This window comes from Coleofasciculus sp. G2-EDA-02, assembly GCF_040226375.1.
Lineage (GTDB): Bacteria > Cyanobacteriota > Cyanobacteriia > Cyanobacteriales > Coleofasciculaceae > Coleofasciculus.
The window spans coordinates 1-19,265 of the sequence record NZ_JAVKEW010000237.1 but is presented as its reverse complement, the minus strand read 5'-3'; the positions used below and the strand labels follow the sequence as shown (position 1 = coordinate 19,265).

Below are 19,265 nucleotides of genomic sequence, written 5' to 3'. Positions count from 1 at the left end.
TACTCAGAAAAGCAGGTGATTATCATTATCATTCCACTTTTCATTATCAATAAACCTGTCAATAAGCTGCCATCTTTTTGAGGCTTGAGGGGGGAAATGCTTTATCTGCCAAGCTTTTGAGCTGCTTGTCACCCCTTCAGCCCCCACGGTTTAAGCGAAAAACCAACCGCCAAACTGCCAGGTTTACCAGAGGTGGATTCAAAGTCAAAGCAGCTAAGGTCTACCTAGCAAAGATTGGGGAAGTTAAGACCAAATGGTCACGTCCTTTGCCATCCGAACCGAGTTCAGTCACGGTGATTAAGGATTGCGCGGGTCGGTACTTCCTCAGCTTTGTGGTTGAGGTGGAACCGGAGATTAGACCCGCTCCTAACCCATCCATCGGGATAGACTTAGGACTAAAAACCTTTGCCTGCTGTAGCAATGGAGAGAAAGTAGATAGTCCAGACTATTCACGGTTTTACCGCAAGCTGAAGCGTGAAGGGCGACGGTTAGCCAAACGGCAAAAAGGGAGTAAACGACGTGAACGGATGCGGGTTAAGGTAGCCAAGCTTAATACCCATATACGGGATAAACGCAAGGACTTCCTGCATAAGTTATCCACCCAAGTAATCAACGAAAACCAAGTGATTGCTTTGGAGGATTTAAACGTTTCCGGGATGTTGAAAAACCGCAAACTGGCACGGGCAATCAGTCAGGCTGGGTGGCGTGAGTTCCGATCATTGTGTGAGGCTAAAGCCGATAAGCACAACCGGGATTTTCGGGTGATTAGCCGATGGGAACCCACCAGTCAGGTATGCTCTGAATGCGGTTATCGCTGGGGGAAACTGAACTTATCAGTCAGGACAATTGTCTGTGTCAACTGTGGAAAAGAACACGACCGGGATGATAATGCATCCACAAATATAGAAAGAGTCGGGGTAGGGCATATCCACGACTATAAACGGACAGGGAGCGCGTGTAAGACCTCGGATGAGGCAGTGTGTGATGAGCTGTCAACCCACCCTTGAGTACATTCAGTTATCACTGTTTGACTGGTAGGGAATCACCGTCCTTGTAGGGCGGTGAGGATGTCAATTTCTCCACGAAACCATCGGTAACAAATAGCGATCGCTCCTCCTTTCACTGTAGTTTTGGGGAGAAGCGATCGACCTGTTTTACACTAACGAGATTTGTGATTGCCGTTCATGGATAGGAACATAAGCGACGTCGTGATCGCCGGTATAAATCTGGGTGGGTCGGAAAATCCGGTTTTCTGCCAGTTGTTCCTTCCAGTGCGCCAGCCAACCGGCTACCCGTGCGATCGCGAATATGGGGGTAAACAAGTCGGTGGGAATACCGAGTTTCCGATAAACCAAACCGGAATAGAAATCTACATTCGCATAAATCCCTTTATATCCCAGTTTTTCCTCGACTGCTTGTTCTAACTCCTGGGCAATTTCGTAGTATTTATCCGAACCAAATTTCTCAAACAGTTGTTCGGCTAAATGCTGTAGAATTGTAGCTCGCGGATCTTTGACCTTATAGACACGGTGACCGAATCCCATGATTTTTGACTTGCGCTGCAAGCAATCCTCTAGATAGGGACGAACATTTCCCACTGAGCCAATTTCTTCGAGCATCGTAATCACTTCTTCATTCGCTCCCCCATGCAAGGGACCGGCTAGGGTACCTACGGCTGATGCGATCACCCCATAGGGGTCAGTTAGCGTTGAAGCCGTCACCATAGCTGAGAACGTAGACGCATTCATGGTATGTTCAGCATGGAGTGTTAAGCAAACATCAAAGACGTGAGCCTCTAGGGGATCAGGTTCTTGCTCAGTGAGCATATACAGAAAATTAGCGGAATAGTCTAAATTGTCGTTCGGCTTCACCGGGTCATTCCCCTTCCGCATCAGCTTAAATGCGGCTACCATTGTCGGGATTTTCGCCAACAGGCGGACAACGGCTTCCCGGATGTAATGGGGATTTGGGAGAGCGCGTTTTGAGTAAAAAAGACCCAATGCTGCTGCAGACGCTTGCAGTGCATCCATCGGATGTCCGGTTTCCGGGAAACATTTCATCATGTCCCGAATCCGATATTTAATCCGTCGATGGTAACGAATTTCCGTCTCAAACGCTTCTAGCTCATCCTTGGTTGGTAGCTCACCCCATATCAGCAGATAGGCGGTTTCTAGGAATGTGCTTTTTGTGGCGAGTTCTTCAATCCGAATACCTCGATACTCTAATATCCCCTGTTTTCCATCAACATAGCTGATACTGGATTGGGCAGCGGGAATGCCTTCTAAACCTGGTTTATACTCACAGACAGTCATAGAACTACCAAATACGTTTGAAGTGTTCTCAGGCTAACTTACCAGAAACTGGGGAATTAGTAGTGTGTGTTACAAAAATTCTTAAAGATCGTCTAGATCAGCCATTTTGGAGAGGTTAGCAAAAATAGCTCACTTTGACCCAGAGGAACGCCCGTTTCTTTCAAGTTTAACCCGATAACGCCCGCTTTCTTGAGGACAAGTTTTTCCCCTGCTTCTCCCCAAACCAACAATTCTGCCCAATTGCCTAAATCCGGTTGATGACCGACTAACGCCAAACAGCTTTCTCTGTTCCGGTTTTGACGCCACTCCTGTAGCCAATTGACCCAGGTATTGATATCCCCATCAGGCGCAAGGCTGGGAAATTCGTCGAGTTGCTCACCCAAACCTACGTCTTGCAGAATCGCGGCGGTTTCTCGCGCTCGGACTAAGGGACTGGTCAATATTTGGTCAAAATGCAAACCGCGATCGCGCAGTTGCTTGGCGACTTTGGTTGTCTTCTTGCGCCCTTTGCTCGTCAGGGGACGATCTTCATCGTTCGCATAGTCTTTGCGATCGGCAGCGATGCCATGACGAATCAAGTACAGTTTTATTGTCATCTGTTTTTTATTTTGTCCTGAAAATTAAGATCGTAAGGTTCTCTAGGAACACAATCAAGATTTTATTGATGATGCTCGCGATTTTTTTGCCCTCACCCAATAAAACAAGGGCGGGTTTTGCATCACAGTTGTCGGAAACAATCAATTTTAATCCCTAAACCCGCCCCTACAAAAATCATGAAAAATCGTGATCGCCTGCAATGGTGGAGAGCCACACTTGTTTAAGCGGTGTGAATCAAATTATCTTTGGGATTAACTAAGCGCCAGAGTTTTTGCTTGATTTGAATATCAAAGACTTCCCACTTGAGCTTGGTGAATTCGGTATTGTCATTAAAGCCACCTAAGAAGCCAATGGGGATTTCAAAGCCACCGGCGGTCATGCGTCCGCCACCAAAGAATCGTCCCTGATTGTCTTGACCAAAGGCTTCTTTAATAAATTCGTCGGGATCAAGGGTGATTTTATTGGTTCTCAAGGAACCAATTACTACTTCGACTTCTTCGTCTTCGTTGTGGACAATGCCGTAAACCACAGCCGTGTGGACATTTTCTTCAGTCACCAAAAAGTCAGCCGCTTGAGGAATCGCATCGCGGTCATCGTAGCGTAAATAGCCCACTCCCGCGATTGAGAAATTATTCTGGACAATGCGATTTTTCAGCGATCGCTCGATCACATCCATCACTCGTCGCGATCGCGCCGTTTGCAGGACAGCATTGAGCAACTGTACATCATAGAAACGGCTCAAATACGCCGCCGCTAAGAAATCCTCTTCCTTCGCCCGCATCAGGCGATCGGTATCGGCACGTAAACCGTGCATTAGTGCTGTGGCGCACTTGACATGGGTGCTAATACTACTATCAAGCTTGAGTAAACCCTTTTGCAGGTATTGAGTTAGAATAGTGGCAGTCGCCCTCGTCTGAGGTCGCAAATCGGCAAATTCTGCTTCCAGATTACCCTGAGGATTGTGATGGTCAATCAGGACAACAATGGGGATACCTGCTTGTTTGACAAAGGGCATTAACTGGGTTGTGGTTCCCTGATTGTCAACCAGAACACAACCTTGATACACCGAAAAATCCCGATCCTTCAATGTCTGAATCCCCCAGCGCTTAGCTGGCAAGTTGGTCAGTTTGACCAAGGCGATGTTTTCCTGATGAGACAGAGTTCCTGCATATACAATGTCACATTGGATATTGTACTGTTGGGCAATTAACTGGTACGCCCAAGCACTCGATAAAGCATCAGGATCAGGGAAATCTTGAATGACAATAAGCTGGCGTTCTGAACTGTGACGATCTAAAACCTTTTGCAGTTCTCCTATTTTGGTTTCGGAAGCATCAACATGCTGCCGAGGTTCGCGGCTACTACTACTGCGGTTATTAGGATTTTTTTGGGAAACTTTCTGTTGTCGTGAAACTCCATCACTCCCATCCGAACCTGATGCTTTATTGTGTAGAGCGTTATTATTGACAGATTTCAGGGGGTTGGATTCCATAGCGGGCAAGGTATTTAGCTGTTGGTTTAGTATCGCACGCCAAAGCTTTATTTGAGACTATAAAATTGACTGCCGCTTGAAGAGAGTCCATACTATCGTATGGACGAGAAATGTTGGGCTAAAGCCCGGTTGAGAAGCCTCGGCTATAGCTCGAGTTACCGTAGGAGCCTTACACGCCAATCACATACTTTCGCCACTCCTGATGAACTCCACCTTTAACCTGTTTAGCCACCTCAAAATGAAGACTGCTATAGGGCTTGCGGGGTTGATGTCGCAACATCATGTTGGCTTCTTTAGGCGTTCGGTTCCCTTTTTTGACATTACAACGCACACAGGCGGTGACAATGTTTTCCCAAGAATCTCCCCCTTGTCGAGAACGAGGAATCACATGATCGAGGGTTAAATCATCACCCGTGTATCCGCAGTATTGACAAGAATGACTATCACGGTAGAGGATATTGCGGCGGGTTAAAGGAATTTCTTTGTAAGGAACCCGAACGTAATGGCGCAACCTAATAACCGTGGGTAGCGGTAACTCTGGGTAGATATATTTGCCGTTGTGTTCAATTTGTTCCGCTTTGCCTTTGAGCATCAAGACAACCGCTCGTCGCCAATTGGTGACATTGAGCGGTTCGTAGGAGGCGTTTAACACCAGAACCTTGCTCATTAGGAGATCGAAATAATGTGAATATTATCCCAGATATTAGCACAGGTTGATGGATCTGGGTAATGTTTTAACGTTTCGGTCTACTGAATTTTTTTATCCTTGAGCCAATAGGTGGTCATTTCTCCCTTACCTTTAATCAGAATCACACCACGTTCCTCAAAGTCGTATTCATCTTTGAGCAATTCATAGGTTGCCCGGGTTACTTGAATGCGACCGGGTAAACCGTGAGACTCCATACGGCTAGCGGTATTCACGGTATCACCCCACAAATCGTAGCTAAATTTCTTGATGCCAATGACACCCGCGACGACAGGACCGCTATTGATCCCAATCCTCAGGCGAAAATTTTCTCCAGTCTCTTGGTTAAATTCAGTAATGGCTCGCTGCATATCTAAAGCCATCTGTGCGATCGCCTGAGCATGATCCAGACGCCGCCGAGGTAGTCCCGCCGCCACCATATAAGCATCGCCAATCGTTTTAATTTTTTCCACGCCATGTTCCTCAACCAGTCGGTCAAATTTGGAGAAAATCTGATTCAGCAGTTCAACCAGTTGGGTGGGTGAGGTTTGAGTGGAAAATTTGGTAAAATTGACCAGATCGGCAAACATAATCGTTACCCCTTTAAAACTTTCTGCGATCGTGTGCTGACCCCGCTTCAACAGCTCCGCCACCGGTTGGGGTAAGATATTCAAAAGTAACAGTTCGGCGCGTTTGCGGGCACGGTTGAGGGCAACTTCGGCTTGTTTTTGTTCGGTAATATCGGATACTGTCCCTTCGTAGTAGAGGAGTTTAGCCGCTTCATCTTTAACCGTATCGATATTTTCCACAATCCAAATAATGCTGCCATCTTTACGATAAACCTGGGACTGAAAATCGGATAAGGTATCGTAGCGCTGCATTAAAGCGGCTAACTCTTCCTGGCGTGTGGGTTCAACATAAAGTTGCTCTCCAATATTCCTCACCTGTTCCATGAGATCTTCGGGTGAGGTATAGCCTAAAATTTTGGCTAAGGCTGGATTCGCGGTGATGTAGCGTCCCTCAGGAGTGGCTTGGAAAATGCCCTCGGTGGCTCGTTCAAAGATACTGCGATATTTCTCTTCTGCTTGGCGCAGGGAAGCTTCTACTCGCTGTCGTTCTTGAATTTCGGCTTGGAGTTGCAGATTTTGCTCCTCTAGCCGCTTTTGCAGGTTCCGAAGTGCTAGATGCGTCGTCACTCTGGCTTTGACTTCTTCCTGCTGCACGGGTTTGGTGATAAAGTCTACTGCTCCCAGATTCAAACCTTTGACTTTATCGACAGCATCAGATAGCGCACTGAGAAAGATGACTGGGATATCTCGAGTTGCTGGATTCGCTTTCAGGCGGCGACAGGTTTCAAAGCCATCAATCCCTGGCATCATTACATCCAGTAAGATGAGATCGGGTTTGGCATACTCGACTTTTTGCAGAGCGCTTTGTCCATCCTGCGCCACCAACACTCTGAAGCCAGAATCGGTTAAAAAGTCAAAGAGGACACCGAGATTATGGGGAGTATCATCGACAATAACAATGACGCCTTGTAATAACTGTTCATCATTCATCGGGGTTAAAGTGGTTTGGTTCATAGTTCATAGTTCATAGTTCATGGTTCATTTTCTGGTGAACTTGCTATGAACGATGTAGCTGGCTTGGTGTGGTATAATGAAATGTTTTTAATCGTTCATGGTTCATTTTCTGGTGAACTTGCCATGAACGGTAAATAATTGGCGATCGCAGCCCTACTTTGGAAGTTACTTTGTCCCCGGTAGAAGATTCCCTGTTTTCCTCTCAAGAGCCACCCCTACACCCGGGCTGATCAATTCGGTAAGGAGCCAGAGGCTGAAGGTATTGAGCATACACTCTGATTGTCAGGATCGTCGAGTGGCATAAAAACCGTGCGATCGCGTCCCGTTTCTTTTGCTCGATACAGTGCTTGATCCGCCGCCCTGATCAGCGCTTCCGGAGAAGTGTGGTGACAAGGAATAGTGCTAGATACCCCCACACTCAATGTGACAGCATTCTTAATCGGCGATCGCGGATGGGTCAAACCTAACTGATTCAGCGACGTCTGAATGAATTGAGCAACTTGTAATGCGCCTTTGGCTGGGGTATTGGGTAGAATCACCGCAAATTCTTCTCCTCCATAGCGGGCGACTAAATCGGCGGGGCGCTTTACCACCTGTTTCATCGCTTGCGCCACCTGATACAAACATTCATCCCCAGCTTGGTGACCCTTGCTATCATTGTAGAGTTTGAAATAGTCTACATCACATAAGAGCAACGACAACACCCATTTCTCTCGTCGGGCAATCCGCCACACTTGGTTAAAATATTCGTCAAATCGATGCCGATTCGCCACCTTAGTTAAACTATCTAACGTTGCCAAACGCTTCAGTTGAGCATTCGCTTTTTGCAGTTTCGCCTCAGCCTCCTGACGCTGCTGAATCTCTTGTTGAAGTTGCTGATTTTGGACTTGCAGATTCCGGCGTAGCTTTTGAATCGTCAGATGGGTGTTCACTCGTGCCAACACAATTTCCTGTTGGGTGGGCTTAATAATATAATCAACCGCACCTAATTCAAATCCTTTGATAATAACCGCCGTTTGAGACAGTGCTGTGAGAAAAATTACCGGCATATCGTGGGTAGCTGGATTAGCTTTCAGACGCCGACAGGTTTCAAACCCATCAATTCCCGGCATAATCACATCCAGCAAAATGATATCGGGATGCTCTAATTCAGCTTTTTTGATTGCACTTTCACCATCCCTTGCCACGATAACCTGGAACCCCGCCTCACTCACAAAATCTAACAGCACTTCTGAGTTCGTGAGATTATCATCAACAATGAGAATCGTCTCTTTATCATTTATCATTTGTCATTCGTCATTCGTCATTTGTCATTCATGTATCTTTTCACAAACTCCAGAATTTGTTTCTCCTGAAACCCGTTGGCTAAGCGGCGCAGCTTCTTGGCAAATGGAACCCATTGCGGATCAAGTTTTTCTAATTTATCCGCTTGCTCACTAATCCCTTTGATATCACCCATCATGGCTAATTCATAGAGAATCGTCATTTCCTTTAGGGGCGGCGCGACAATTTCTGAAGCAGTAATCGAAACCTCTGGTTTTTGTTCGGGCAGTTTTTCCCCCGGATAAACACTACTGGGTGCTTCAGTGGATTCATAAATCCATTCTAAGTTTAGATGCTTTTGCAGCGTAGCAAAGAGGGTTTTGGCTTGTACAGGTTGCCCGATAAAATCATTACAACCCGCCGTGATAGATTGCTGTTGTTTTTCCCCGAAAACGCTAGCTGAAATCGCCAAGACTACGATATCTCGTAACGCAGGAATTTTTCGTAACCGTCGCGTCGCCTCTAATCCATCGAGTTTTGGCATCATCAAATCCATTAAAATCGCGTCGGGGTGTTCTTCTTTGGCTTGCTGGAGACAGTCTTCACCATTGATGGCTTCAAGTACCTCAAACCCTAATGGTAACAATAAATTGACGAAAATTGAGCGATTTTGCCACTGATCATCGGCAACCAAGATTTTGCGCGGATGACCGCGAAACCCAATAATAATTTGATCTTCTACGACATCTGTTGCTGGGTCTGGAGAGACGGCGGGTAAATCTAAATCGACAGAAAATGTACTTCCTTGACCCACATAACTTTCTACATGAAGTTCGCCGCCAAGGAGTTGAACTAACCGTTGACTAATCGCCAATCCTAATCCCGTTCCTTCCACCTGTCGATTCCGATTTTCAATTTGATGGAAGGGTAAAAATATATTGGTTAATTGTTCAGCAGCAATCCCAATTCCTGTATCTTGAATCTGAAATCGCATTTTTCGGGATGATTCCGTCTCCGATTGAGGGGCTGAGACATAGCCAACTTTAAATGTAATATTCCCCTGATCCGTAAATTTAATTGCATTCCCCAATAGATTAATTAACACTTGTCGCAGTCGTTTTTCATCACCCCGGACAATTTTAGGTAGGGGGGAGAGGGGTTCATAGTGAAAAGCAATGGCTTTTTCGTCAGCCCGAATGCGAACCATTTCAATAATTCCCTCCAGAAAATGGGGTAACTGAAACTCGCTTAAACATAAGTCCATTTTCCGGGCTTCAATTTTAGACAGGTCTAAGATATCGTTAAGTAGGGTTAACAGATGTTCGCCACACTGTTGAATGATACTCAGTCCTTGCTGTTGCTTGGCGGTAGGATGGGGTTCGCGTTTGAGCACTTGGACATAGCCTAAAATACCGTTGAGGGGTGTGCGGAGTTCATGACTCATATTTGCCAAAAATTCGCTTTTGGCATTATTGGCGGATTCGGCTTCTTGGCGGGCTTGTTCCAGGTGGAGATTCTTTTCGGCTAATTGTTGACTAATTCGGGTTTGTTCTTCTAAAAGTTGACTCTGGGCGAGGGCAATTCCTACCTGATCCGCTAGTTGACTCAACAGTTCAATTTCAAACATTTCCCACTGTCGCAGACCACTACATTGATGGGCAATTAATAGACCCCAGAGGTTGTCTCGCTGTAAAATAGGAACAATTAAATAAGCCCTGACGCCAAAGGGTTTTAAGAGTTTGATATGGCAGGGTTCCAGGTTGGCTTGATAGAGATCTTCGATCGCGCGAATACGTCCTTGGCGATATTGTTCTAAATAGCCTTCCCGAAAACAGGGATCGTAAATCTCCTGTCCTTGAATCGGTGTCCAGCCCGGAACCACGGCTTCAGTCATGATTACCCCCGTTCCATCGGCGTTGAGTTGGTAGATTACTACCCGATCAACTTGCAAGATCCGGCGCACTTCGGTTACTGTAGTTTGCAGGATAGCATCCAGTTGTAAGGATTGGCGAATCTTGAGCGTAATTTCGGCAAAGAGTTGCCGCTGTAGGGTTTGGCGACGCAATTCGGCTTCGGAATGTTTGCGTTCAGTGATATCTTCGGCAATCCCAGCAATGCGGTTCATTTTACCCGTTTCGTTGAACACCCGAAACGTCCGCACCCAAACCCAACGTTGACTCCCGTCGGGGCGTAAAATGCGGTATTCTTCTTCAAAGTCTTGTTCCCCTTGCAGTTGTTTGCCTAAAGCTTCGGCAACGCGATCGCGATCATAGGGATGAATATTATCTAACCAGGTCATCGGCTGATCGTAAAGACTTTCGCGGGAACGTCCCCAGACTTCCTCATAAGCTGGACTCAGATAAAACATGCGGCTTAAATCGGGCGTGGTTAAAAAGAACACTTCCCGAATATTTTCTGCGAGTTGGCGGAATTGTTCCTCTCTTTCGAGTAACGCCGCTTCTGCTTGTTTGCGATCGCTAATATCAGTATGCGTCCCGACAATTCGTGTCACCTTATCCTGTTTATCCCGTAGTACCAATCCTCGTGATAAAAACCAAGGGGTTGATCCATCAGTGTGTACCATGCGAAACTCTAATTTCCATTGGGAAAGTTCGCCGCTAAAGAGTTGATCCATCGTGGCTTTTACCCTAGAGAGATCCTCTGGATGAACCCGCGCTATCAATTCATCAAAGCTGGGACTATCGTCATCTTCGGGATAGCCAATTAAATGAAGAAATTGGGGGGAATAATAGTAGGTATTGGTTTTAACGTTAATATCAAAGAGTCCACTATCATTGGCTTGAATCGCTAGGGCAAACCGTTCCTCACTTTCGCGTAAAGCGGTTTGGGTTTCCTGGCGTTGGGTAATATCCAATGCCATAGAGGCGATACCCAAGAGGTTACCGTGGTTATCAATTAGAGGAGTATTATACCATTCGCAAACAATCGTTCTGCCATCTTTAGTGATATTCTGATTACAGGAACGAGCAACTTGTTTGTCGTACCAAAGTCTGGCTTTAATTTGTTTAATGTGGGCTTGGGCAGCCGGTGGCACAATTAGAGTGGAAGGATGACCCAAGGCTTCGTCCCGATGATAGCCAAAAATGGTTTCAGCGGCGGGATTCCAATCAACAATTTCCCCATCCGTATTCCATTCAATTACCGCCAGGGGAGTTTGTTTAACCAACAGGGAGAGGCGTTGATCATTTTTTCGCAGCGCCTTCTCCATCCGCTTTTGTTCCACCACTTCCGCCAAAAGTTGGCGATTAGCAGCTTTCAGGGCGGCGGTTCGTTCCTCAAAGGTTTGTTGGAGACGTGCAAAGATATGGCGAGAATGAGTTTCGCGATCGCATAATTCCTGGTAAGCGGTGGCGCGATCGGTTATCGTAGCGGCGACAATGAGGGCGGTGATAGCAAAGACGGCGATAAACCCATCTTGAGATACAATAACCCAATTAGGCGATTCAAACGCCTCAGCTGATTGCCAAAAGGCAACACTTGCCACAACCATGATACCCAATGCGGTTATCTGTTGACCCCATTGCAGGGCTGCCCATAAGATGAAAGGAAATAGTAAATACTTTAAGTCAGCTTGACCTAGAAACTGATACAACCACTCTGTTAACTGAGTGGCAAGTTGTTGATAAAATTGGACTCCGATTGGATTAGAAGCGGTTATACTATCTTCGGTTACGACTATCGCGGAATTGGCGGGGATGGAGAATACACCAAACACCAAACCACTCACTATTCCCAATCCAATCAGCCAGACTCCAACCTGACAAATGATTGTTGATCCTTCACCACCTTCCAGGAAATGGTTTCTAGGGGCGGGTAATGAGACTTTCTTTTCGCTATTGATAGTAAGGTTTGTACAAAACCCGCCCTGACTGAATGTTGATTGTTGAGTATTGAATGTGTAGGGGTGGGTTTGACTATTCTCATTTGTTGTCACCCGAATGTTGCTAAACCCGCCCAAACCGAGGTTTTGAATGAACTCCAGAACCCCCTTGTTCTCATCCTGTCCCCCTGTCTCCCCTGAGTGGATCATTGAATAACCCAGAGTTAACAATACAGGTGTAACAATTAAAAGTCCCATGGCGTTACTCAACCACAACAGCAGCCAATCCCCTGAACTCCCTTCACTCCCTAATCGTTCACCCAGCAAACGGATAGTGGGACTCACCAGGGAGGATAATAGAACCATACCCACCAGGAATTTAACCACATCCCGGCGACGGTTTAACCCTGGATGCATATCCCAGAATTGAACCAACGTCACACCCCCCCAAGCTTGTAGGGTACAGCCTAAACAAAAGGCGATCGCAACAGTTCCCGGAATTCCGATCAATAAAGCCCGAGACAATTCTCCCAAAGCGACACCCAGCCAAAGATTGCGCCCTAGTAACAACAGGGCGGCTTGACTAATTCCGGCGGGAATCCAGAGAAGGGGGATAATATCCTGACGGCTAAAAATTTGAGCAGTGGCGATATAAATTAGCGTCAGGGCTAAGACGTTGAAAAAATATCGTCCTAACGGGGAAATATTCCAGGTTATGTTCATCGGAATTTCTGACGTTTAAACTATCCAGGATGAATGATTAATTGCGCTTGGGAATAAACCCATCAAGCGCTTATTGGAGCGGATTTAGGCGGGCAATCGAGATAACACCAATAACATTTCAAGCAAACCCGTCTTTTCCCCATCCGCACATCGGCTACAATCTCAAGTCTAAAATCGGATCACGATATGGGGGAATAGTCAGAGCGATCACCCTTCGAGTCTACCATTTTAACTCAAAGCACCATTTTGAATCAGGTGGTTAAACCTTAAAATCAGCGATGAAGTAGAGACGCGCCTTGGCGCGTCTGGGTGAATGTAGAGCCGCGCCATGGCGCGTCTGGGAGATGTTAGCGGTTCAGTTATTTCTGCCTTCTTGCACTAGATGATAAAGAAGATAGGCAACCCGGATTTGACTGTGATCTTCATCATCGTATTTCAGGATAATTATCACAGTCCCCCCCTCAATCCCTCACAACTTTACCCTTTGAATATCACTGGAGTTAAAGACATGTAACACAAAATACCTCTAGACAATCAAGGATAATCTGAACGTTCAAAACAAATCAGATATCTCTCAAAATCTAGAATCTGATTCACCGAGTTTCATCTACATATTGAGTTTTTCTATGAACCTTTGGCTTATCACTCTATATACCCTTGTTTCGCTTTATTTATTGGTCGCTTGGTTACGCTTTTTCAAACAAGGCACAGGACTGTCTGCTCAGCAAAACGTCTTATCGTTACTCACTATTGGCATCGCCACGGTATTTTGGCCCCTTGTCCTCCCCATTGCTTACGCCAAGTTATTAAACGCTACCGTATCAAAGCCGTCGAAAGGTTCTGCTGAACCAGTTTAAAAAGATTAGGAGTATGGATCAAAAAGACTGTATCTAACAAACTTAATACTGCCCGGATTCCAGATTAGTAACACAGAATACATTGATAGAACCAATCCCAATGATTCGTGAAGAAAGATGAGGCGGGAAACCAGACCCAGCTATCATGGCTATTTCACAACTCATCCAGCTATACTTGACAATCAAGTAATGATTAGCCAAGTTAATAGACATCTGCTATAATCACTTAGATTTTGAATACTTGTTTGAATTCATACCTGGAGTTTAAATATGAAACTTTTGCTTGTTAGTCTTTACGTATTGGTTGCGCTTTATTTATCGGCAGCTTGGTTACGCTTTCTCAAAAAAGGAGCGGGACTATCTCCTCAGCAAAAAGTCTTATCTTTCCTCACCGTTGGCATCGCCACGGTATTTTGGCCCCTTGTCGTCCCCATTGCTTACGTGAAATTATTGGATACAACAGTATCACAGTCTTAAAGATGTTCCACCCAAACATTTTAACAAAACTTAAAATAATCGCGCAAAACTTTAATTGAACAAAACTTGAGCGCAGTCCCTAGATGGTATCTTGATTTAGGTAGGGTAGAGGAAACAATCCTGGCAGAAGATTGGCTGCTCACCCTAAACACTGGCAAGCCCTTTTCTGAACCCTCTGGTAGAGTAGTCAGTAAGAGTCATTCTGGAAAACTCAGCGTAAGACGAGGTGAAGCCATTGACAATTGCCGGCAAAACTGAGTCAGAGGTAATCAGTCATGTCACAACTTGTTAAAGCCCAGCTTATTTCCACAGATGGTGGGGGAACGATTGATTTCATGTTCAACCCCAGCCAGTTGGCGTTTAGCCAGCAAATTAATTTAACAAAAAGTAGCGGAGCACGAACGGGTCGAGGATTACCCAAGGTTAACTTTGCTTATCCTGAACCCGTTACCCTCTCGATTAACGACGTTATTTTTGATACTTATGAGACAGGTGAGAGTGTTCTGCGCCATCTGAAACCCTTTGAGAAAGCAGTGAATTTTGCCGAGTCGGGGGAAGGGAAGGAAAAACGTCCTCCAACTTATGTGTTTACCTGGGGTTCCCAGGAGTATATTCGTTGTTTTGTTACAAAAGTTGATTATAACCTGACCATGTTTCTGCCAGATGGGACACCTGTGCGAGTTTCGCTTAATCTGACCTTGGAAGAGATTGATGAGTCTGTTTCTCAACCGGGAATGGGAACGCCCCAACCCAGTGGGAACCAGCGTCAGATTAGTGGGCGCTAGTGTAGTGGGTGTGTACGTGTCTCACCTGTTTAAGACATTTTGTATTTGGAGCCGCTTTACGCTAGGTTATCAAAACTTAGCAATTTATTACACAGGTTTTTCCCTTGGGGACTATTCATCTGTTAGGATAGCTAAACAGATCTCAGATTTCGCGATCGCACCCATTAACCAGTCCCGATCAATCACCGATAATACAACAGTTTAGGTCACATCAGACCTTTTATAAGAGTCACCTGTTGAATTTTTACAGATGAATGCTACATTCATCTTAATGTCTGCGGAAGGCGGACGACTGCCTGTTGACGCTGAGTAAGACCATCACCGGATTCAGTTCCGGATTTTCTACTCTTAGGAATTAGAAAGTACCCAACGTGGCATCGGCGGATGAAACGGGAAATCCCGTTCGCGTAAGCGTGGCGTAAGCCAAGACGAATAAGACCGTCCTTGCTTGCTAGTTGGAAGCCCCAAATAAGAGCGAAGCAAGTTGGGGTACTTCACATACACTATTCCTATTTGTTTACAAAATGTAAAACTAAGGCAACAGAAACAGGTCAGCAAAAAACGAGAAACTCAATGACCCAAGCCCCTGCTTTCTACCTAAATTGCCCCCTTCTCACATCAATTCACCCTGGGTAAATTCCCAGTAAGCGGCACAACTGTGTGCCAAGTCTCCATTCTAGAGGTCGCCATGGCTGTCACTTATGTAGCTGAACCGATTTTAAAAATTGATGGTCAGTTAGCTTCTGAAGCATTACTCGACGACATTATTGAAATCGCTTTGGAAGAAAGCCTCCATCTTCCCGGTATGTTCACCTTAGTGATTAAGAATGATTACTTTCCTGGGCGCAGCGAGGATCAAACCTGGCGACATGGTGACTTATTTGAAATTGGCAAAACAATTAAGATAGGTTTCGTTTCAAGTACCACCGCAGCCCGAGAGTTTGAAGCGCAAGAGAAAGACTACATCCTCGAAGGGGAAATCACGGCGATGGAATGTAACTTTACCCGTGACTCCGAAGCGCCAATGATTATTCGCGGATATGATATTTCCCATCGACTGTGGCGAGGGCGATATAATCGTTCGTTTCAGAACATGACCGATACCGATATTGTGAAAAAAATTGCTGGGGAAGTCGGGATACCCACAGGTAAGATTGATGAGACGGGGGGACCTTATGGCTATGGAGATATCAATGGGTCGAATGGCTATGTTTTTCAAGAAAATCAGACCAATCTCGAATTCTTACGAGAACGCGCCGCCCGCAACGGCTTTGAGTTCTTTGTTCAGGATGGGAAATTAAACTTCCGTAAACCCAAAGTCGATGAATCTCTAAAACTGAAATGGCTTCAAGATGTTCATAGTTTTCAGGTTAGAGTCAGTAGTGCAGAACAAGTCAGTGAAGTTGAAGTCCGAGGCTGGGACTATAGTCAAAAACTACCGATTGTAGAAACCGCGAATCGAGGACAAGTTCATACTAAAAATGATTACGGGGACGGTGCGAAAACCAGTACCAGTTTTAAAGGAAAGCCCCCCACACCCAAGATGATTTTAGTAGACCAACCTGTCTTCAATGCACCTGAAGCGAGAACTATTGCTCAAGCTATTTGTGATGAATTAGGGGGAGAATTTGTTCAGGCTGATGCGAAAGCTGAAGGAAACCCCAAAATTCGACCAGGGCGAGTCATCAAACTGAACGATATAGGTAAGTATAGCGGAGAGTATTACGTTACAGAAACCCGTCATCTATTCGAGGAACGAGTTTACACCACAGAGTTCACGATACGGGGATTACGCGGGGATAATTTTCCCCCTCTGCTATCCCACGAAGCCCCTTTTCAACCTGGACAAACACTACTCGTAGGCATTGTTACTGATAACAATGATCCGAATAGTTGGGGGAGAGTCAGAGTCAAGTTTCCTACTTTGACCGAAGAACATGCCAGTTATTGGGCGCGTGTTGTGGGAACAGGTGCGGGTTCAAGTCGAGGCTTAGACTGTTTGCCAGAAATTAATGACGAAGTGTTAGTCGCCTTTGAACATGGGGATATTCATCATCCTTATGTGATTGGCGGAGTTTGGAATGGCAAGGATAAACCACCGGAACCCGTGACGAATAGTGTGGTGGATGGTAAAGTTAGACTCCGGACGTTGAAAACTCGTACCGGTCATACGTTACAGTTTGTTGAAGAGGATAAAGGCAGCAGTAAAAAAGGGGTTTATCTGGATACAGTATATGGTCATCATTTATATTTAAATGATAGTGATAAATTTATCGAAGCGAAAACTAAAAATGGTAATCAAGTACGTTTAGATGATCAGAATAAGAAAATTATCATAAAAACTCAAGGAGGACATACTTATGAAATGAAAGATCAAGGCAGGAATATTACAATGCAATCAACGGGAACCATTAATGTAGAAGCTCCACAGAATATTACTTTAAGAGTAGGCGGCAGCACTATAGAAATGTCACCAATGAGCATTATCATCAAACAAGGTGGTAACAAGATAGAACTCAGTCCAGCCGGAATTAATATTGATTCCCTATCCATGACTAACTTGAGTGGCATGACAACATCAGTACGGGGTAAGGCGGCGATTACTGTGTCAGCTCCAACCGTTAGCTTAGGCTAAAAAATATGAGAAGGATACTTGACATAAACAAGCAAAAAATCGGAAAAAGGGATAAAAATGCCGTTGCAAACTTGTATGGGGGCAACCCTCCAATGTATTCCCTTTGGAGTAGCACCCAGTTCGTTAATTGTGATTCCCAAAGGTCCACCTGTATCAGTGAAGGGTAGGTTAGCGGCTACGATTATGGACTTTGCTCCAATCGCCAATATACCACCTTTTGGGATGTGTACCTCTATAGCCAATCCAGCCGTGGCATCAGCAACAGCAGCAGCTTTAGGGGTATTAACTCCTATGCCCTGTATTCCTGTTCCAGTCGGTCCGTGGAAGCCTGGGGCAATTAAAACAAAGATTAATAATATGCCGGCACTCCCTGATTTTGCTGTTTGTAACTGTAGTTGGGGCGGTGTGATTAAAATTATGAATCCTGGACAATTTCAAGTCACTGTTCTCTGAAGAGGTTATTCTGTTAACGGGATAAATACATTCTGATTCATCCATTTGGGAATTTTATTAGCACTCATTACACGCAATTCAATACTAATTCGATCCTGAGTCATAGCTTGAGTAACATAAGTTTTGTGAAGCGTGCCATTGAGGAAAATTAGAACATCTCCCAGGGTCATTTCTGGTGACCAAAACTCATCGGGTGCAAAACGTTGTCTGAGTTTAACTTCATTTAAACAGTCATAATGGAGAAGCTGATCGAGATTTCGCCTGATCAACTGAAGACTTGGGCGATTTCGTCCACAGTCTGTCAGCGGTATCCAGCAGGTAATTAGGGGTGTTAACGGTTCACTGATATAGTCATTACTGCTATCCGATAAAGGGTTAAAAGTAACTCCTAAAGCCCCATCTTGATGCCAGCTATGGGGGGTATGCAAGGGATGATAGTGTGAGGGAGCATACTGTTTCCTGACCCAAGATTGAGAAAGGTTAAATAAAAGGGAGTTATCCATCATCTGGGCTAAAATCTGATAAGCTAAAGAATTGACTAAAATAGACAGCATCTGGTGAGAAATCGTCTCGAAAGCACGGGTTACTTGATAATCATCAAGGGCAAACAGACTAACGGAGGTGGATCTGGCATTAAAGAAATAGTAGAAGGGAAGATAATCACTGACTTGTTCGATGCCCTGTTCATGAAGAATCTGTTCTATGCTAGAAAAACATTGAGTGGCGGAGCGAGCAACAAGGGAAAGTTGAGCCGTATCGAGGATTCCTTTGAGCAGAACAACTCCATAATTTTTGAGTGCAAATTCTGCCTCTATGACTGAATTATGAATTTCCATAGCTTTAACTGGACTCAGGTTTTGGCGAATAAGCTGAATTCTTGAGACACTGATAAGGTAGCACTGAATCCTAACGCGCTAAATTTATAGAAATGGCAGACATTACAAATAATCAGCCCCGCTCTTATCTGGGTAGGGGACTATCATTCCCATTACGGGGAAACTTACAAGGAAGCCTGCAACTCAGTTCCGATATCCGGAACCTCGAAGAATCGATTGGGCTTATTCTGGGAACAAAGGTGGGTGAGAGAGTCTACCGACAAAATTTTGGCTCGCGCCTGTCTGAACTTGCCTTTGCGCCGATGAATACCCAAACTCTTTTGCTGATCCGAGTTTATGTGGAGGAAGCTATAAAAATGTGGGAACCTCGGATTGTACTAGATGGCGTTTATACTGAACCTGATCCGATCCGGGGTCGGGTCAATATTACTATTGAATATCATCCGAAGGACTCCCATGATACTCGGAGTCTGGTTTATCCATTTTATTTGCAGCCGTCTGGGGAGTAGTTGGTCAGGGTTTAGCTGTTAGTGGTGACAATCTGTAGAGACGTTGCATGCAACGTCTCTACAACAGGAATGATTTTTTGACTTCTCCCCCGGTTAAACTTGCCCTCGAACGAAGTGAAGGGACGCGGGGGATTCTAAGAGGATACTACGGGACGAACTAAAGCCGCGTCCCTTCGTTTTGCTCGTCTTCTTAGAGTTCCAGAGAAAAACCCTGGAT

Annotated in this window: 14 protein-coding genes and 1 pseudogene; 7 read left to right on the top strand and 8 right to left on the bottom strand. The window is 45.3% G+C overall.

Translation table 11 applies throughout. The features are described from left to right. Positions 1–134: 134 nt before the first annotated feature. Positions 135–1,038 (top strand): annotated as a pseudogene (locus tag RLO19_RS27495) (RNA-guided endonuclease InsQ/TnpB family protein); the annotation flags it as partial. 116 nt (positions 1,039–1,154) lie between these two features. Here RLO19_RS27495 and RLO19_RS27490 read toward each other — a convergent pair. The 7 genes from RLO19_RS27490 to RLO19_RS27460 all read right to left on the bottom strand — a co-directional run bounded on the left by RLO19_RS27490 (position 1,155) and on the right by RLO19_RS27460 (position 12,496). Then, positions 1,155–2,312: a citrate synthase gene (locus RLO19_RS27490; RefSeq protein ID WP_446360548.1), complete on the bottom strand. Its 1,158-nt coding sequence runs from the start codon at positions 2,310–2,312 to the stop codon at positions 1,155–1,157. 92 nt (positions 2,313–2,404) lie between these two features. Then, entirely contained in the window at positions 2,405–2,908 is a 504-nt protein-coding gene (sixA, locus tag RLO19_RS27485; RefSeq protein ID WP_446360547.1) for a phosphohistidine phosphatase SixA, read from the bottom strand. 221 nt (positions 2,909–3,129) lie between these two features. Next, the gene (locus RLO19_RS27480; protein WP_446360546.1) at positions 3,130–4,401 is read right to left on the bottom strand and encodes a DHH family phosphoesterase; all 1,272 of its coding nucleotides are present in this window, start codon (positions 4,399–4,401) and stop codon (positions 3,130–3,132) included. Positions 4,402–4,570: 169 nt separating this feature from the next. Beyond that, positions 4,571–5,068: an HNH endonuclease gene (locus tag RLO19_RS27475; protein WP_446338114.1), complete on the bottom strand. Its 498-nt coding sequence runs from the start codon at positions 5,066–5,068 to the stop codon at positions 4,571–4,573. Between the two features lie 80 nt (positions 5,069–5,148). After that, a complete protein-coding gene (locus RLO19_RS27470; RefSeq protein ID WP_446360545.1) occupies positions 5,149–6,669 on the bottom strand; it encodes an adenylate/guanylate cyclase domain-containing protein in 1,521 nt (506 codons plus the stop codon). A gap of 230 nt (positions 6,670–6,899) precedes the next feature. Next, the gene (locus RLO19_RS27465) at positions 6,900–7,955 is read right to left on the bottom strand and encodes a diguanylate cyclase domain-containing protein (protein WP_446360544.1); all 1,056 of its coding nucleotides are present in this window, start codon (positions 7,953–7,955) and stop codon (positions 6,900–6,902) included. 17 nt (positions 7,956–7,972) lie between these two features. Then, on the bottom strand, positions 7,973–12,496 hold the full coding sequence (locus RLO19_RS27460) for a PAS domain S-box protein (protein ID WP_446360543.1): 4,524 nt from the start codon (positions 12,494–12,496) through the stop codon (positions 7,973–7,975). A 626-nt stretch (positions 12,497–13,122) separates the two neighbouring features. Between RLO19_RS27460 and RLO19_RS27455 the strand changes: the two genes are divergently transcribed. The 5 genes from RLO19_RS27455 (at position 13,123) to RLO19_RS27435 (ending at position 17,703) form a co-directional block, all read left to right on the top strand. Further along, the gene (locus RLO19_RS27455; protein ID WP_446360542.1) at positions 13,123–13,353 is read left to right on the top strand and encodes a hypothetical protein; all 231 of its coding nucleotides are present in this window, start codon (positions 13,123–13,125) and stop codon (positions 13,351–13,353) included. Positions 13,354–13,623: 270 nt separating this feature from the next. After that, positions 13,624–13,830 carry a hypothetical protein gene (locus RLO19_RS27450; protein WP_446360541.1) on the top strand — a complete coding sequence of 69 codons (207 nt, stop codon included), beginning with the start codon at positions 13,624–13,626 and terminating at the stop codon, positions 13,828–13,830. 275 nt (positions 13,831–14,105) lie between these two features. Then, a complete protein-coding gene (locus RLO19_RS27445) occupies positions 14,106–14,615 on the top strand; it encodes a CIS tube protein (RefSeq protein WP_446360540.1) in 510 nt (169 codons plus the stop codon). Between the two features lie 688 nt (positions 14,616–15,303). Beyond that, a complete protein-coding gene (locus RLO19_RS27440; RefSeq protein ID WP_446360539.1) occupies positions 15,304–17,250 on the top strand; it encodes a VgrG-related protein in 1,947 nt (648 codons plus the stop codon). A gap of 57 nt (positions 17,251–17,307) precedes the next feature. Then, positions 17,308–17,703: a DUF4280 domain-containing protein gene (locus tag RLO19_RS27435; RefSeq protein ID WP_446360538.1), complete on the top strand. Its 396-nt coding sequence runs from the start codon at positions 17,308–17,310 to the stop codon at positions 17,701–17,703. A gap of 5 nt (positions 17,704–17,708) precedes the next feature. On the opposite strand, the gene RLO19_RS27430 is transcribed toward RLO19_RS27435, so the two are convergent. Continuing rightward, positions 17,709–18,539 carry a hypothetical protein gene (locus RLO19_RS27430; RefSeq protein ID WP_446360537.1) on the bottom strand — a complete coding sequence of 277 codons (831 nt, stop codon included), beginning with the start codon at positions 18,537–18,539 and terminating at the stop codon, positions 17,709–17,711. 92 nt (positions 18,540–18,631) lie between these two features. On the opposite strand from RLO19_RS27430, the gene RLO19_RS27425 reads away from it, so the two are divergent. After that, positions 18,632–19,048, top strand: coding sequence for a GPW/gp25 family protein (locus tag RLO19_RS27425; RefSeq protein WP_446338104.1), 417 nt, complete (start codon positions 18,632–18,634; stop codon positions 19,046–19,048). The last annotated feature ends 217 nt before the right edge of the window (positions 19,049–19,265 follow it).

What these genes read in the sequence shown, in the direction of transcription:
- RLO19_RS27475 (WP_446338114.1), bottom strand. Translation starts at nt 5,068, where the DNA reads ATGAGCAAGGTTCTGGTGTTAAACGCCTCCTACGAACCGCTCAATGTC.
- RLO19_RS27455 (WP_446360542.1), top strand. Translation starts at nt 13,123, where the DNA reads ATGAACCTTTGGCTTATCACTCTATATACCCTTGTTTCGCTTTATTTA.
- RLO19_RS27435 (WP_446360538.1), top strand. Translation starts at nt 17,308, where the DNA reads ATGCCGTTGCAAACTTGTATGGGGGCAACCCTCCAATGTATTCCCTTT.
- sixA (WP_446360547.1), bottom strand. Translation starts at nt 2,908, where the DNA reads ATGACAATAAAACTGTACTTGATTCGTCATGGCATCGCTGCCGATCGC.
- RLO19_RS27470 (WP_446360545.1), bottom strand. Translation starts at nt 6,669, where the DNA reads ATGAACCAAACCACTTTAACCCCGATGAATGATGAACAGTTATTACAA.
- RLO19_RS27445 (WP_446360540.1), top strand. Translation starts at nt 14,106, where the DNA reads ATGTCACAACTTGTTAAAGCCCAGCTTATTTCCACAGATGGTGGGGGA.
- RLO19_RS27450 (WP_446360541.1), top strand. Translation starts at nt 13,624, where the DNA reads ATGAAACTTTTGCTTGTTAGTCTTTACGTATTGGTTGCGCTTTATTTA.
- RLO19_RS27440 (WP_446360539.1), top strand. Translation starts at nt 15,304, where the DNA reads ATGGCTGTCACTTATGTAGCTGAACCGATTTTAAAAATTGATGGTCAG.
- RLO19_RS27465 (WP_446360544.1), bottom strand. Translation starts at nt 7,955, where the DNA reads ATGATAAATGATAAAGAGACGATTCTCATTGTTGATGATAATCTCACG.
- RLO19_RS27425 (WP_446338104.1), top strand. Translation starts at nt 18,632, where the DNA reads ATGGCAGACATTACAAATAATCAGCCCCGCTCTTATCTGGGTAGGGGA.
- RLO19_RS27460 (WP_446360543.1), bottom strand. Translation starts at nt 12,496, where the DNA reads ATGAACATAACCTGGAATATTTCCCCGTTAGGACGATATTTTTTCAAC.
- RLO19_RS27430 (WP_446360537.1), bottom strand. Translation starts at nt 18,539, where the DNA reads ATGGAAATTCATAATTCAGTCATAGAGGCAGAATTTGCACTCAAAAAT.
- RLO19_RS27480 (WP_446360546.1), bottom strand. Translation starts at nt 4,401, where the DNA reads ATGGAATCCAACCCCCTGAAATCTGTCAATAATAACGCTCTACACAAT.
- RLO19_RS27490 (WP_446360548.1), bottom strand. Translation starts at nt 2,312, where the DNA reads ATGACTGTCTGTGAGTATAAACCAGGTTTAGAAGGCATTCCCGCTGCC.